Here is a 16,053-nt window from a genome sequence, read left to right on the forward strand (position 1 = left end):
TTTCTCAATCTTTTAGATTTCCACTTCTTCTAAGTCTTTGACCACATGGACATTTTCAAAAACACTAGCAGCGTCTTTTTTGAGCTTGCTGATATCTTTTGAGAGGAAACGGGCACTGATATGGTTGAGCAAGAGGCGTTTGGCTCCTGCTTCTACCGCTACTTGTGCAGCTTGCATGTTAGTAGAGTGGCCATGGTTACGAGCAATTTTTTCATCACCCTTGCCATAAGTGGACTCATGGACAAGGACATCTGCATTGACAGCCAGACGCACACTGGCATCCGTTTTGCGAGTGTCACCCAGAATAGTGATAATTTTACCTGGACGTGGGGCTGAGATATAGTCTGACGCCTTGATTTCAGTCCCATCTTCTAAAACAACGTCCTGACCGTTTTTAATTTTTCCAAAAAGTGGGCCAAATGGGACACCAGCAGCCTTAAGTTTTTCAGCATCCAGCGTTCCTTCCAAGTCCTTTTGAATGACACGATAGCCAACACAGAAAATAGTATGATCCAGCTCCTCTGCATACACCGTAAATTTATCGGTCTCAAGGATTTTTCCTAGAGAATCTTGGTCAAACTCATGAAAATGAATACGGTAAGGCAGGCGCGAACCTGACACACGAAGACTAGTTAAGACAAATGACTTGATCCCTTGCGGTCCATAGATTTCCAAATCTGTCTGCTCTTCATTGGCCTGAAAGGCACGACTAGAAAGGAAACCTGGCAAGCCAAAGATGTGGTCTCCATGTAGGTGGGTAATAAAGATTTTGCTGACCTTACGTGGTCGAATTGTCGTTTCAAGAATGCGATTTTGCGTACCTTCTCCACAGTCAAAGAGCCAGACTTCGTTAATCTCGTCCAAGAGTTTCAGGGCGAGACTAGAGACATTGCGGGCTTTAGAGGGCTGGCCAGCCCCCGTTCCTAAAAATTGAATATCCATTCGATACTTTCTAATTAATCAATATATAACATGGCTGTGCGGTTTTCCGATCGGAAATAGCGCTTGCCAGAAAAAGCAGTAGCTTCTTGTAATAACTCCTCTTGGCTGTAACCTTTAAGACGCTTACGACCGTCAGCCAAACTTTCCAAATCAGTCAAAGCTGTGAGACTCTCTACGCTAACAACTTCCTCATCTCTAATAGCCTTCATGTAAATCTTACCAGACTCTTCAAAGACTAGTTGATGTGGGAAAATTTGCGCAATTTCAAAGAGCAAGTCTTCTGAAATTTTCTCTTCATTTTCAGAGAAAATCCGACCAAGACCCTCACTCTCATAACAAAATCCAAAGGATTTTCCAGATAGGTTAAGACGAATAAAGGGTTTGCTTTCTTCAGTGAAACTTGGCTCAGTATTGTAGAGGTTCAGTTCCTGACTAAGTTCTGAAAAATAATCCGTCGCAGCCTCAGGACTCTTTTTCTGGTAAAGTTCTGCAAAGTAAGCATTGACCACGCTGGGCGGAGGTGTGATCAGTGCCAACTGCTCCTGCTCTGTTTTACCAGCTAGAAGTTGATCCAGATAGACCTTATCCAGACTTGTATAGCCCCCATATTTTAGAGCTAAGGTTTTGATATCAGTCATAAAATTCTTCTAACCTCCATTTATTTTTCTCGGAGATGTAGCCTGTAATCACTTCGCCGCCTTCCTGATAATCACGTTCTTCAAGAATCGCAACACTTTCTAAATCATGAACCTTGTAGGACTTTGAAAAAGGCACGCGAAGGGTAAAGAATTCAAAAATATCCTTGATTTTCTCTAAAAATAGTGCCTGCAAATTCTCACGACTATCCTCAGACTTGGCAGAAATGAGGGCATAAGGCGTTTGGGTAGGCGTGAAATCCTCCACCAAATCCGCTTTATTATAAAGTGTCAGACTAGGAATATCTTCCATGTCCAGGTCTTTCATGATGGACAGAACTGTTTTTTCATGCTCCTCATGGTAAGGATTGCTGGCATCAATAACATGAACCAGAAGGTCCACATGCTTGCTTTCTTCCAAGGTTGACTTGAAACTGGATACCAACTCTGTCGGTAAATCTTGGATAAAACCCACGGTATCTGTCAAAGTTACTTGAAGATTCCCCCCTAGATGGATACTCTTAGTCGTCGCATCCAGAGTCGCAAAGAGCTCGTCAGCCTCATACTGGGTCTTACTGGTTAAAGTGTTCATGATAGTTGACTTCCCAGCATTGGTATAACCAATCAAACCAATCTTAAAGGTACTCGACTCCAAACGTTTTTCTCTAACAGTTGCTCGATTTTTCTCAACCACCTTGAGCTGGCGCTCGATATCCGTGATTTGATTGCGAACGCTACGACGGTTCAGCTCCAGCTGGCTTTCACCAGGTCCCCGAGAACCAATTCCCCCTGCCTGACGGCTGAGCATAATACCTTGGCCAACTAGACGGGGTAGGAGGTACTTGAGCTGGGCTAGGTGGACTTGAAGTTTGCCTTCATGGCTTCGAGCCCGCATGGCAAAGATATCCAAAATCAACTGCATACGGTCAATGACCTTGACACCCAGAACTTCCTCCAGATTGACATTCTGCCTTGGCGTCAGACGGTTGTTGACGATGACAGTGGTAATTTCTTCTGCATCCACCATGAGCGCAATTTCTTCTAACTTACCAGATCCGACGAAGGTCTTGGAATCATATTTTTCACGTTTTTGTCTGTAGCTATCTACAACGACTGCCCCAGCTGTCTTAGCTAGACTGGCCAATTCTTCCATGGAGAGGTCAAAATTGTCCATGCCCTGCAATTCCACACCAATGAGCAGGACCCGCTCCTCTTTTTTCTCCGTTTCAATCATCTAAAAACTCCTCTATCTGGCTTAAAATGCGGTCTTGCACACCAGCTTCTCCAATCTGATAAAAGGTGACCTGCATGCGATTACGGAACCAGGTCAACTGACGCTTGGCAAAACGACGAGTAGCCTGTTTGAGACTCTCACTGGCTTCTTCCAAGGTCTGCTCTCCACGGAAATAAGGAAAGAGTTCCTTATAGCCAATTCCTTTAGCAGCCTGCACATCTGGATAATGGTCAAAGAGCCACTTGGCCTCATCCAAAAGCCCAGCCTCAAACATCAAATCCACTCGGTGGTTGATACGTTCATAAAGCTGACTGCGTTCGTCATCCAAGCAGATGATCAAAGGTTCATACAAGGTCTCTTGATTTTCCAAATCCTGACCAAAATGGGCAATTTCTAAGGCACGCATAGCACGACGACGATTAAACTGGGGAATCTCAAGGCCAGCTTGCTCCACAAGATGAGCTAATTCCTCATCTGTATAGGGCTCCAAACCAGCCCGATAGGCCAAAATCTCCTCATGAGGAGTCTCTCCACCTAAATGGTAGCCTTCTAGTAAGCTCTGGATATAAAGCCCAGTCCCACCAGCGATAATGGCTAGCTTGCCACGACTGTGAATATCTTCAATAGCCATCTTAGCTTCTGAAACAAAATCAAAAGCCGAGTAAGACTCGGTTACCTCTCTAACATCGATTAAATGATGGGGAACAGCTGACTGCTCTTCTGGACTAGCCTTGGCCGTCCCAATATCAAGCCCTCGATAGACTTGCTGGCTATCTCCACTAACCACTTCGCCATTAAAACGCTTGGCCACTTCAATGGCTAGAGCCGTCTTTCCAACTGCAGTCGGTCCAACGATCACAATTATTTTTGTTTTCATCTTTTTTCCTTGAAAAATTCCCATTTTTTCGTTACTATTATTATAACACAAAAAAGTCAGTCAGAAAAATGTGACCTCTTGAAGGGGCTGGCTGATTAAGAAGATAAAGGAGGAAGACTCATGGCTAAAGGATTCGCTAAAGGTCTTGTAACAGGTATCGCAGGAACTGTCGCTGCCGTCGCAGGTGCAGTATACGCATTTAAAAAGAAAGTGATCGAACCAGAAGAGCAAAAAGCAGCTTTCATCGAAGAAAACCGTAAAAAAGCAGCCCGTCGCCGCGTATCACGTTAAAAAACAAAAGAAGTTGAGATTTATTGTCTCAACTTCTTTTTTCTATTCTTTTAAATAGCTAGGTCAAACTTCAACTGTGGTTTGACAGGGTCATAATCCACCAACTCAAAGTCTTCCGCTTTGATATCAAAGAAATTAGTCCCATCTGGCACATTCAAAACCAAACGTGGTTGGCAGTTTGACGGCTCACGACGAAGCAATTCCTGAGCTTGTTCAAATTGATTGTCATAGATATGGAGGTTGTTGATGAAGTAGAAGAACTTCCCAACCTTCCAGCCAAAATGCTTGGCAATCATCATTTGAAGAGCTACATACTGCATAGCGTTGATATGGTGGGCCACCAGCATATCATTAGAACGCTGGGTCAAGGTCGCATCCAAATAAATTTCCCCATCTACACGGCGGACATCAAACATGGTCTGAAAAGCGCACGGGAGCAGCCCATCTGTTTCTTCGAAAGCTTGGTAATCCCAGAGCGAAATGATATTGCGGCGGTTCCAAGGGTTGGCTTCCAACTGCTTGAGAATCTTATTGATGATATCGTGTTTCTTAACAACGGCACCATAGCGCTCACCGATGGTTCCCGTATCTCCCACTTCCCAGTCATTCCAGTAGTGAACATTGTACTTGTCATTAAGCAGGTCTAGGCTATTTGACTGGTCTTGGTAAATCCAGAGCACTTCCTTGATGGCGGATTTGATAGCGATAGGGCGTAAAGTTGTAATGGGGAATTCCCCCTTGGCCAAGTCATACTCGGCAAATGCACCCGTTACATACTTGGAGTTGGCAACAGTCCCATCCTTGTACTTGGGACGGGCCTGCTCAGAAAAGACACCGTCTTTGAGGATTCGTTCAATATTTTCTTTAAAAATCGTATCTGCTTTTGTCATTCTCTCACCTCATTTATTGTCCTAACTAGTATAGCATAAAAAAAGCTTTTCTACATGCTCAGATAATCAATAGCTTTCTTGTATTTTTCAAATCGTTCCAGATCCTTTTCAGTAATTGTAGCTAGTCTAGATAAATCTGAATTATGTTTCAAATCTGCTAATTTGACACAACGTGCTATAGGATTCGATTTAACAAGTTCCAAATATTGTTGATAATCTTGTCCCTTTTTCTTGGTCAGTACCTGCACTGCAGTAACAACAGTCTCTGGTAAACCAGCCAATATTAGTTCTTCTGCTGTATAAGGGCTATCTTCAAGAACATCGTGCAATAGAGCGACTGCCTTTTCTTCTTGCGTATCGACCAGACTTGCTACAAAAAGAGGGTGTTTGATATAAACTACTCCAGCCTTATCATATTGTCCCTCATGTGCTTTTTTTGCAATGGACAAAGCCAATTCAAACATGGATTGTTCTGACTTATTCATTTAAAATCTCCTTTCTAAAATCAAAAAGTTAAGAGTTATATTTACAATTATGATCTTGAAAAAGAGCCTGATGAATCACCAAGCTCTGTCATTTTTATTTTATTGCAATACAAGTGATGCTGCTCCGATAACTCCAGCGTCGTTTCCTAGAGTTGCAAGAGCTAATTTAGTGGATGTGCGTACTTGTGGGAAGGTATTTTCGTCATAAACTTTTTGAACACCTTGTAGAAGGAATTCTCCTGCAGCTGATACACCCCCACCGATAACAATCGTTGAAGGGTTTAGGATTGAACCAATGTTAGCACAAGCGATTCCCAAGTAACGTGAGAAGTTACGGTAAACGATCAAAGCAAGGTCGTCTCCTTCTTTTGCAAGGTCAAAGACAGTCTTAGCAGTTACTTCTTCTCCGTTATCAATCAAGCGTTTCAAGGCTGCATCGCCTTCGTATTCATCGGCATAGCGACGAGTCAAGTTGACAATCCCTGTTGCAGAAGCGACTGTCTCAAGACAGCCTTTCTTACCACAGGTACATGCGATTGGTTGGTCAAAGTCAACAGTGATGTGGCCAAGCTCACCTGCTGCACCAGCAACACCGTGAAGCAATTTGCCTTCTGCAACGATACCGCCACCAACACCAGTACCGAGTGTCATAAAGACAACGTCTGGTTGGTTATCTCCAGCACCCATCCAGCGCTCACCAAGAGCAGCTACGTTGGCATCATTATCGATGAAGAAAGGAATGCCCAAGGCTTTTTCAATCTTTTCTTTGATTGGTTGAAGGGTTTTCCAGTTGAGGTTGTAGGCACCAATAACAGTTCCTTTTTCACGGTCAACCACACCTGGTGATCCCATTCCAATACCTTGGAAGTCTGCTGCTGCCAATCCAAGCAAGTCCAAACGATGTTGAATAGACTCAATCATATCATCAACGATATGACTTCCCTCATCCAAAATGTTGGTTTTGATAGACCATTTTTCTTGGATTTCTCCTGCTGTTGTCAAGATTGCAAATTTGATAGAAGTTCCACCAAGGTCAATCCCAATAATCTTTTGACTCATCATATTCTCCTTTTTCATTATGAATTAATTGAAAATGCTTACAGTAGTAGTATAACAAAATTCACTCATTTATGCAAAGGTTTGCGTAAATGAATTATAAGGAATTTTTTCGCCTAACAGTATCTGTTAATCATCTAAATGATCAATTGCATATTGAGCTTCCTCTTCTGTAAAGCCATCTATATAAGAGGTCAATTGATTGAAAAGACCAGATTTAGACATATTAAATAATTTTCTATAGTTCTTAGCATTAAATAACGCATTATATTTATAATCGGCTTCTAAATGATCAATTGCATATTGAGCTGCATCATTTGAAAATTTATCGAAATCAGAAGTTAATTGACTATACATACGTTTTTTTGACATATGGAATAACGAATTATAACTTTTTGCCTTTCCTAAAGCAGTCGAATATTCACTATTGCTATCATTACTAGAAGAAGCTGTATTTGCTTGACCTTCCTTCCAAACTCCATCAGCGCCAACATAATAACGTCCACCATCAACCCATTCATTGACAGCCATTTTACCATCTGATTTCAAATAATACCAAGCTTGATAAGAAGAGTCATGAATCCATTCGCTCTGGGCCATTTTACCATCTGATTTCAAATAGTAATTTCCTTGCCATGCACTATAAACATAAGATCCATCTGATTTCAAGTAATACCAAGCTTGGTAAGTAGCATCATAAACCCATTCATTGATAGCCATTTTACCATCTGATTTCAAATAGTAATTTCCTTGCCATGTACTATAAGCATACGAACCATCTGATTTCAAATAATACCAAGCTTGATAGGAAGTATCATAAATCCATTCGCTCTGTGCCATTTGACCATCCGCTTTCAGATAATAGCTTCCCTGCCAAGCATTTTTCACTGGATTTCCATTTCCATCAAAGTAATACCATGCACCATCCTGCTTAACCCAGCCACTTGTTGTTGCTGAATTTGTATTGTTTTGAGCCGCAGTTGATTGTTTTGCTTTGAAAGCACCTTTTGGGGCATTTTTTAATTCACACGCCACACCATCATGATCACGGTCTAACTTAGCAGAATAACCAGGTTCTCCCTCATGAATATCTGAGTATCCATTCGCCCACGCCTCTTTACAACTAGAAAAATGAATGTTTTCTTCTGCTAACACAGGTTGTGAAAATAAGGCTAAAACTGGCAAGGTTGCCAGACTCATTTTTAAAAATAGACGTTTGTTCATTTGTTTCTCCTCTAACGATGTGATCGATTTCAATATTATTTTATCAAACTTATTTCAGCAATTCAAGGAAACTTCTGGTATTTTCTACAAACTCCTTTGGTTTTTCCTTATTCAAGACATGAGGACCATCAGGAATGATCTGAAATTGGGATTCTGATATTAGTTTATGAAGACTTCTCATAGAGCTAAGATTCGGTTTATCTTTGCTGCCACAAATTAGTAAGGTTGGATAAGAACAAGTTCTTGATATATCAGTTAAATCAAGTGTCTTCAATTCCTCAGAAACTCCGACCATAAGAACTTTGTCTGCTCCCTGTTTTTCAAATACTCTTTTGGGAAGTAATTTAAATATCAGCAATTGAACATAAAATAGGATATTCCCTGCTAATTTTAGCGGGCATCCTGATAGAACCAAAGCTCGAAGATTTGATAAATCATAACTGGAAAGTTCTAGTGCAAGGGCAGCACCTAAGGACAATCCAACCAAAATAAAAGGTTCTGTCTCTTGAGCTAGATGCTGATAAACCCGCTCTTTAGCTTGTTGATAGTTGCTAACTCCAGAAGGAAATAACTCAATAGCCTCAGAAGGATAATCTGTCAGTAGATTCCGAACTTCTTTCCAACTCTCTGCTGACTGCCCTAAACCGTGTAAAAATACCAGTTTCATCTAGTTCTCCTCTAGGCTTAATTCATACAAGCCTCTCACTGCATTACAGCCGTAAATAGCTTCTGCTTGGGCTAAATCTGCCAAGGTCACGACTTTCTCTTCTACCTCTCCTGTTTCCAGCAAGTGCTGACGGTAAATTCCTGGCAAGATTCCCAGTCGGACTGGCGGTGTGTAGAGTTTCCCAGCGATTTTCAGAACCAAATTTCCAATAGAGGTTTCAAGCAATTCTCCTCTTTGATTATGGTAAATCTTCTCTTGTTTCCCTAGGCTCAAGTGAGGTCGGTGAGTCGTTTTGAAGTAGGTAAAGGCTTGTTGTAAATTGGCTTCCTGAAGGTAAAGTTTGGCCTGACAAAAACTTGGACTAAGAGGTGTTAATACTTGGCGATCGACTTCTATCTCTCCAGATTTGCTAAGGCTAATTCGCAAGCGATAATCTTGATTAGCATCACAAGTCTGACACTCTTCCTCTATCTTTTGTTTCAAGTTTTCTGAATAAAATGGAAAGGCAAAATACCGACTAGCTTTTCTCAGCCTTTCCAGATGTTGTTCTTCAAATATCAGTTGTTTTTGGCTGATTTTTCCAGTTGTAATTAATTGGAAGCGAGCTTGTTTACGATAAAGAACAGCTGCCTTTTGATGAACCTCGCGGTATTCAGATTCCCAAGTGCTATCCCATGTAATGCCTCCGCCAACTCCATAGATGGCTTGACCTTTGTGAAGTTGAATAGTCCGAATGGCCACATTAAAAATCCGTCTTCCATTTGGAAGCAAGAGACCAATCGTTCCACAGTAGACTCCACGCGGTTGTGGCTCCAAGTCCTTTATAATCTCCATAGTCGCAATTTTCGGTGCTCCCGTTATGGAACCGCAAGGAAAGAGAGAACGAAATATTTCAACAAGGTCAACGTTCTCTCGCAACTGACTCTTGATGGTTGAAGTCATCTGCCAGACAGTCGAATACTGTTCTACCTGACACAGACGCTCCACATGCTCACTCCCCACTTCAGAAATACGGTTCATATCGTTGCGCAAGAGGTCCACAATCATCATATTTTCAGAGCGATTTTTGGGATCCTGTTCCAACCAACTGGCCTGCTCCAAGTCTTCTTGATCAGTCACTCCCCGCTGAGTCGTTCCCTTCATTGGTCGCGTTGTCAACTCACGGTCATTTTGCTCAAAAAAGAGTTCTGGGCTCATAGAAATCACTGCCATCTCATCATGTTCAACATAAGCATTGTAACCCGCCTCCTGCTCTACCACCATACGATTGTAGATGGCAAAAGGATTGGCACTTAAGTCTTGTTTTAGTTGTACGGTGTAGTTGACCTGGTAGGTGTCCCCCTGCCGCAAATGATGATGTATCTGTGCAATAGCCTCTTCATAGTCCTCTGCAGACGTTACTTCCTGCCAATTTGAAGGCAAATCAACCTCATCATAAGTCAGAGGAATAGGTGAAGTTTCTACGCTATCATGAACGGTAAAATATAGCAGGTACTCTGCCAGTAAAGGCGCTTTGTGAACTGCTAATTTCTCCTCAAAAGCAGGTGCAGCCTCGTAGCTGACATAGCCCACCACATAATAGCCTTGCTCTTGGTAGCTTTCCACTTGTGCCAGCAAATCTTCCACTTCTGCTACATTTCTCGTTTTCAACTCTTTAATAGGCTGGGTAAAGGTGTATCTCTCCCCCAAAGCCCTAAAATCAATCACTGTTTTTCTATGCATACCTTAAGTATAGCACAAAAAGGTAAATCAAGAAAAACTTAATCTACCTTTTTACTCATCTATTTAATACAATTTATGCTTTAAAAAGATTTCCTGTGAATCCATCAGTATTCTTAAGAAGTGCTTTAAAGACTTTTGATTTAAGCTCTACAGTTTTAGCTGTTCCTCCACCTGCTAGATCAGCCTCAACCGCTTTATCAAATAAGACTTTTAGTTCAGCATAATTGGTAATTTGTTTACCATCAATCTCAATTGCAGTAAATCCTTTTTCACCTTTTGATTTCACTTCTTTGTAGTACTCTTTCTTCCAATCTTCAAGGTTAGTAAATCTTCCATTAGAAACTTTCTTGATAATGAAGTCATCACCTAATAGCTTATTATTTTCTTTATTAGCTGCATCTTGATACTTACTAGAAGCATATCCAACAAATCCATTCTCATATCCGAAGTAACCCCACATACGGAATGTATTGTGTTTAAAGGATGCCGCACCAGGAGCACCTGTACTTGTATTTCCACCATAGATACCAGTCATCATGTTCATATTGACATAAGCAGACCCAAAGTCCGTTGGATTATAAGTACCATCACCAGGAGCACCATGTTTCGTCATTAGGTTATTAGTAATTAAATCATCAATAGTATTGATTGCTACTTTTTTCTCATCCTCTGTCAACTCACGAATTTTATCGAATTGATGACCTGAATTTCCACTACGATATTGTCGATCCATTTTCTTGAACCAGCGACTCGTATTCCCATTTAACTGCGGTAATACAGCATCAGCCTCAAGATGATCTAACATCATAAGAGCATCATTGTAGTTCTTCATGTAGTGATCGATTTGTTCACGAGTTTGTAATTTATCAGGATCTGGGTTATACCATTGATTTCCGTCATTCTGACGATGATAAGCCATATTAATCCCTAATGCTCCATATTCACCATTATATGTTGATTTATCAGGTGTTTGTAACATACCTTGCGCATACGCTTCAAGATCTGTACCTTGACGATGTCCATGACCACCAAGATATGCCATACGGTCATTAACGTGAGTTGTTTCATGTGTAAATGCTGAAATACCAAAGTCCTCTAACATATTTGTTACCATGAAGAAAACTTGTTCATCTTCATATGGTTTTGCATAGACTTTAGCCATCGCTCCCATATTCCAATTAATTTGATGCCATCTATCTGTTGGACCAAATAACTCACGAATTGGTGTCGCTACCTTACCATCTGTACCATATCCACGACGATTAGCATCCTTAATACCTGCATAAGCTTGATTATCCCATACAGGTGTAGGAACCATATTTTGACTCTTAAGAAGTCTATCACGAACATTCGGAAGTGCAAGACGTGACCAGAAGTCTAAGTATGTTTGTTGTGCTTTAGCTACATAATTAATACGTTCTTTGAACGCTTCACGTTCAGCTTCTGTATTTTTACCATATTTTTCAAATGAACTATAAGCCATAGTATTATAGGTTGAAATCATAAAGATATGTGCTTTCTTCAAGTTCAATAATGGTAAAATCATACGTGCATGCATATTATTATTCAGACCATCAAAGACACGATGACGTTTATTTTTGAAATCTGGATTTGTTGTTTCAGGTTCTACAACATAAACATTTTTCGCTGAGTGAATAAACCAGTCGTTAAGATCTGTATCATTTGTGAAGAGACGCATATTATAATCTAAGAAACTACGTAAATCACCTTTACCAGTGTCTCCTGCAATAATTTCACGGTATGCATCTTGAGTTCTATCACCCTTTAAGTTCTTTTCTTGCGAGCCAATTCGAATCAATCTGTCAATAACACTTGGTGTCGTACCATAGAAGTCTGGTTTAAACATCATCATATTCTTAATGTTCAAGTCACCATATTCAATTCCATAATAACGATTGAGGTAAGTAAGTGCCATCATAATTTTAGCTTTATTATCTTCTACTTTCTTAAGAAGTGCTTTTATGGCTGCCTCATCACCATTTAACTGATGATCTTCATTTTCAACAAGAGCTTTTACTAATTTATCAAGATTTCCTTTTACTTCTGCGAAACTTTCTTCTAAATATAATGCTCCAACATTACCTGTTATCGCACGAACTTCAGGAGATTCAAGAGTAATCGTATCTAATTTCGCTTTAACATCACTTAGTAATTGAACACGGTCTTTAACCACCATATTTGGTGTGTAAACGACATCTCCTAAATCTGTAATACCATATTCTTTTACTTGTTCTACGTTTGATGTAGGCTTAGGTGATACAGCTTTTTCTTCTTTCGTACCATCAGCATAATGAATCATAATCTTATCAACATCTGATAAATCAGTTACAAATTGTCCATCTTTCATACCTGTAACTGATAATACTTCAGTCGTCAACAATTTAGAACCAGCAGGAATTTTATTCCCTTGATTGATAATCCATTCTTTATTATAGAACGGTTGAAGTTTTTCAATATTACGGTATGCAAGCTCACGTTCTGCATTGTAATCTTGAGTATCTTTATACGTATCAGCTTTTGGTTTGGCTTGATTCAATTTATCTTCCACAAGTGGAACAATTTCAAATTTATCGGCTGTGATACCCATTGCCTCGATTTTTTTATTTGCTTCTTCAAGACTAATTTCTTTAATTCTATTAGAACGTGAGCGTTTATATGAACGACTACCTGTACTAACATCTTTTACTACAAAGTTTCTTTCTAGTACATCGTTTGTATAGTAACCATCTTCAGTATCAATATCTCTAGATCCGTAGAATTCTTCACCGTTTTTAACTTTCATCATTGAAACAGTATCTGCAACTCTACCCCATGTCCAGTTTTTACTGATGAAACCACCAACTTCAACAGGGTTCTTAATATCGATAGTACCTTTAGTCACCGCATTACGTACAGAAGCATATTTATCAATACCGTTAGGATCAGAACCGTTATCCGTAACAGCAACAAGTCCACCAGCACGAGCTTTATTAGCAACCATATCAGCATCTACATAAGCTTTCTTAATGTTACCTTTCCAAACTTCACCGGCGATACCAGCCATACCCCAAGGTCTATCACCAACACCAGTAAGTTTCCCGATAAAGGCAATATTTGTCAGTTGTCCACCAATATCTACCTTATTAGTGATACCAGATATTCCATCTTTACCAAGAATGCTACCAGTAACTTTAACGTTCTCAACAGTAGCATTTTTAACAGATCTAGCAAGGGCAGAAATGTTTTCAATCCAAGGCATATTGATGTTAACGTTAGCTAAGTTAATATTTTTAACTGAACCACCTTCGATATTACCGAATAGTTGACGTGCCATGTTGTGGATTGAATATTGTTTACCATCAACACTTGTTAAGTGACCGCTAAATTTACCAGGTACATATTCCTTATTTGGAGTTGGTACGTTAGTTGCATTAAGGTCTGCACCAAGTTTAAACTCACCAGTTGGGTCTTTTTGCATATCCTCAATGAGTTCTTTAAAGTTGTAATAGACATTTCCAATCTTTGGTAATTGTTTTTCAAAGTAATGTACATACTCTTCGCTTAGTGTATCATCAGCTCTACGTTGAATCAAATCAGGTGCTTTGGCAGTAACCTTATACAAAGTCTTGCCATCAACTGTGACTTCTTCAATCTTATCAACAGCCAGTCTGGTTGTTTTGTTATCATGAGTTGTCACTCGTAGATAAAGCGGAGCAAGATCAGCTGGTTTTTCCGTAAGCAAACTAGTATCCGTTTCGTTACCGTCAGCGTCCACACTCATCAAGCTTGTTTCTTTGATGTTTTTGATTTCAACTTTTTTGAGGTCAATTCTTAGCGGTTCTTCTTTCAGAACTTCTTCCTCATCACCCTCACCACGGTCATAAACCATCTTCGTTTCAAGTTTATAATCCTTGTAGTACTGCAAATCTGTCAGGGTCGTTGTCAAGTCGTCTGGTGAAACATTCAAGGTTTTCACAATCTCATCACCTTTTTTCAGAGTTAGGGTGATAGATTTAATGGCCGCCTTACTTGGATTTTCTAGACTATATTTAACATCTGAAGTACGCTTGAAATCCTTAGGTTCAACTGCTGTGATGGTCAATACTGGTTTTTCAAAGCTCTTGGTACCACGTTTCAAAATTTTATCTTGAGGTGCCTCAATGATTTCCTCTGTAACTTTTGGAGCGTCTTCTGTTTTAACTCCCTTAATGGTATTAAAGGTCTTGGTGATTTTTTTCTGGCCTTCTTTTCCTTCTTGAGCTACAACTTCTAAGCCTTTTTTCAGTTGGTCATCTTCTTTAACAACTTCCTTAAATGGAATCTTTTCAAGACTTTCTTCTACAAGAGTTCCTTCAATTGGTTTTGTACCACGACTTACCTGTTGGTTTACAGGCTCCTTGGCAACTTCTGTGCTAGTTGAAAGAACTTGGTCAGTTTTAACACCTTCTACTGTTTTATAAGTTGTTTTAGTAACTTGACTACCTTTTTCACCATTTCTTACGACAGTTTCTTCGTCCGTATACTTGGTTGGATCCTCAGTCGTTTCAGTTTTGTAGTCTAGATCTGTAGTCGATGTTTCAACAAGGGTTCCCTCAGTTACTTTGTACTCTGGTAACTGTTCTTGTACAAGAGCTTGACCTGCTTTACCTTCCTCTTGTGTACCTTTTACTTCGATTGGAGCTTCTGGCAATTCTGGCTGTGTGAGAGCTTGACCTGCTTTACCTTCTTCTTGAGTTCCTTTGGCTTCTACTGGAGCCTCTGGCAATTCTGGTTGCGTCAGAGCTTGTCCTACCTTACCTTCTTCTTGGGTTCCTTTTACTTCTACTGGAGCATCTGGCAATTCAGGTTGCGTTAAGGCTTGGCCTTCTTTACCTTCTTCTTGAGTTCCTTTTACTTCTACTGGAGCATCTGGCAATTCAGGTTGCGTTAAGGCTTGGCCTGTCTTACCTTCTTCTTGTGTACCTTTTGCTACTTGGTAAGTTGGTTCAGCTTGTGGTACTAGAGTTGGGGCAGGTTGCACCTCTTTCTTAGTTCCGACTGCAATAACTTGCGACACAGGATTTTGGACTACTTGGTTTTCGATGACTTCTCTAACTTCTTGACCGTTGACCATCGATACTTTAGTTACAAGGCGACGCTGACCATTTACTCCAGCTGTGACGATACGAGTCTGTCCTTCTGCTAGATTCGCATCTGGATTTGTGACTGTTTCAAACGGAATCTCCACCAAGCTCACTTCCAGTCTGGTCTGAGGCTTTTCAGAAACTGGTTTTTCTTCAACAGCAGGAGCAACCGGAGTTTGTGCCACAGGTTTTTCAACAACAGGTTCGGTAATGACAGCAGGTGTTTCTTGAACTACTTCTGTTTTCTCGATTTCATTTGCACTTTGCTTTTCGACTGGCAACTGAGGCTTCTCAGCTGAATCCGGTCTTGATGGATGGAGTTCTGCTTCCTTGAAGTAACCAATGTATTCATAGCCATCAATGTGGATAATACCTTCAGCCAAGCCTTCATGTGTAGAGGCTGAAATAGTTTGGTTATAAGAAAGTAATTCTTTATTTTCAAATGCGAATGTCCCATAAGGTACAAAGGTGCTGGCTCCTAAAGAACCAATCAAGAGAACACCTAGAACTTCTCTACGACCTTTTTTAGACACCAAAAAGACTGCTAGAGAAGCCGTTGCCAAGCCAAGACCTGCCAAAGCTAGTTCCTTACTTCCTGTATAAGGAAGTTGTTGACTGTTAGTTGCCTTCTTACGATAAACTACATAAAGAATATCATCATCTTGAAATTCTGTAGGAACTTCATGGTGAATCAGGGCTTTTTCAGACTCGGTCAACTCCTGCTCCGCTAAATAACGGTAATGAACACTATGAGCACCGCCAACTTCATTGGCTTGAACCTTATCTACTGAAAGGGTACTAGCACCAAAAAGGAAGGCCCCGATGGCTACAGGACCTACCCCAACAGTTAGCTTACGAATCGAATATTTGGTAATTTTTTCTAGTTGTTGTTTTGTTTTTCTCATTC

At 40.4% G+C, this 16,053-nt stretch carries 12 protein-coding genes and 1 pseudogene; 1 reads left to right on the forward strand and 12 read right to left on the reverse strand.

The annotated features are described in order from the left end of the window. Positions 1-12 precede the first annotated feature (12 nt). From rnz to miaA, 4 genes are read right to left on the reverse strand one after another with little or no spacing between them, the layout of a single operon-like run. Entirely contained in the window at positions 13-942 is a 930-nt protein-coding gene (gene rnz, locus B7700_RS02510) for a ribonuclease Z (protein ID WP_004256134.1), read from the reverse strand. Positions 943-956: 14 nt separating this feature from the next. Continuing rightward, the gene (locus B7700_RS02515) at positions 957-1,580 is read right to left on the reverse strand and encodes a cystathionine beta-lyase (protein WP_084886910.1); all 624 of its coding nucleotides are present in this window, start codon (positions 1,578-1,580) and stop codon (positions 957-959) included. Next, positions 1,573-2,811, reverse strand: a complete 1,239-nt coding sequence (gene hflX, locus B7700_RS02520; RefSeq protein WP_084886912.1) for a GTPase HflX — start codon at positions 2,809-2,811, stop codon at positions 1,573-1,575. Before hflX ends, B7700_RS02515 begins: the two co-directional genes overlap by 8 nt. Next, a complete protein-coding gene (miaA, locus tag B7700_RS02525) occupies positions 2,804-3,688 on the reverse strand; it encodes a tRNA (adenosine(37)-N6)-dimethylallyltransferase MiaA (protein ID WP_004256128.1) in 885 nt (294 codons plus the stop codon). Before miaA ends, hflX begins: the two co-directional genes overlap by 8 nt. A gap of 120 nt (positions 3,689-3,808) precedes the next feature. Here miaA and B7700_RS02530 point away from each other — a divergent pair, with 120 nt between their 5' ends. Continuing rightward, positions 3,809-3,979 carry a DUF3042 family protein gene (locus B7700_RS02530; RefSeq protein ID WP_001051775.1) on the forward strand — a complete coding sequence of 57 codons (171 nt, stop codon included), beginning with the start codon at positions 3,809-3,811 and terminating at the stop codon, positions 3,977-3,979. A gap of 50 nt (positions 3,980-4,029) precedes the next feature. On the opposite strand, the gene B7700_RS02535 is transcribed toward B7700_RS02530, so the two are convergent. The 8 genes and pseudogenes from B7700_RS02535 to B7700_RS02565 form a co-directional block, all read right to left on the reverse strand. Continuing rightward, positions 4,030-4,869 carry a thymidylate synthase gene (locus B7700_RS02535; protein WP_084886914.1) on the reverse strand — a complete coding sequence of 280 codons (840 nt, stop codon included), beginning with the start codon at positions 4,867-4,869 and terminating at the stop codon, positions 4,030-4,032. Positions 4,870-4,919: 50 nt separating this feature from the next. Beyond that, on the reverse strand, positions 4,920-5,354 hold the full coding sequence (locus tag B7700_RS02540; protein ID WP_001043052.1) for an HD domain-containing protein: 435 nt from the start codon (positions 5,352-5,354) through the stop codon (positions 4,920-4,922). Between the two features lie 99 nt (positions 5,355-5,453). Continuing rightward, positions 5,454-6,413, reverse strand: a complete 960-nt coding sequence (locus B7700_RS02545) for an ROK family glucokinase (RefSeq protein WP_031227726.1) — start codon at positions 6,411-6,413, stop codon at positions 5,454-5,456. A gap of 126 nt (positions 6,414-6,539) precedes the next feature. Beyond that, entirely contained in the window at positions 6,540-6,707 is a 168-nt protein-coding gene (locus tag B7700_RS11405) for an Ltp family lipoprotein (protein ID WP_261066924.1), read from the reverse strand. Next, positions 6,693-7,634 (reverse strand): annotated as a pseudogene (locus B7700_RS02550) (Ltp family lipoprotein); the annotation flags it as partial. The gene B7700_RS11405 and the pseudogene B7700_RS02550, both read right to left, overlap by 15 nt. 49 nt (positions 7,635-7,683) lie before the next feature. Continuing rightward, positions 7,684-8,301 carry an alpha/beta fold hydrolase gene (locus tag B7700_RS02555; RefSeq protein ID WP_084886918.1) on the reverse strand — a complete coding sequence of 206 codons (618 nt, stop codon included), beginning with the start codon at positions 8,299-8,301 and terminating at the stop codon, positions 7,684-7,686. Beyond that, entirely contained in the window at positions 8,302-10,023 is a 1,722-nt protein-coding gene (gene pabB, locus B7700_RS02560) for an aminodeoxychorismate synthase component I (protein WP_084886920.1), read from the reverse strand. Positions 10,024-10,096: 73 nt separating this feature from the next. Continuing rightward, positions 10,097-16,051 carry a ZmpA/ZmpB/ZmpC family metallo-endopeptidase gene (locus B7700_RS02565; RefSeq protein WP_084886922.1) on the reverse strand — a complete coding sequence of 1,985 codons (5,955 nt, stop codon included), beginning with the start codon at positions 16,049-16,051 and terminating at the stop codon, positions 10,097-10,099. Positions 16,052-16,053: the final 2 nt, after the last annotated feature.

Source organism: Streptococcus mitis (assembly GCF_002096755.1).
GTDB lineage: Bacteria > Bacillota > Bacilli > Lactobacillales > Streptococcaceae > Streptococcus > Streptococcus mitis_AC.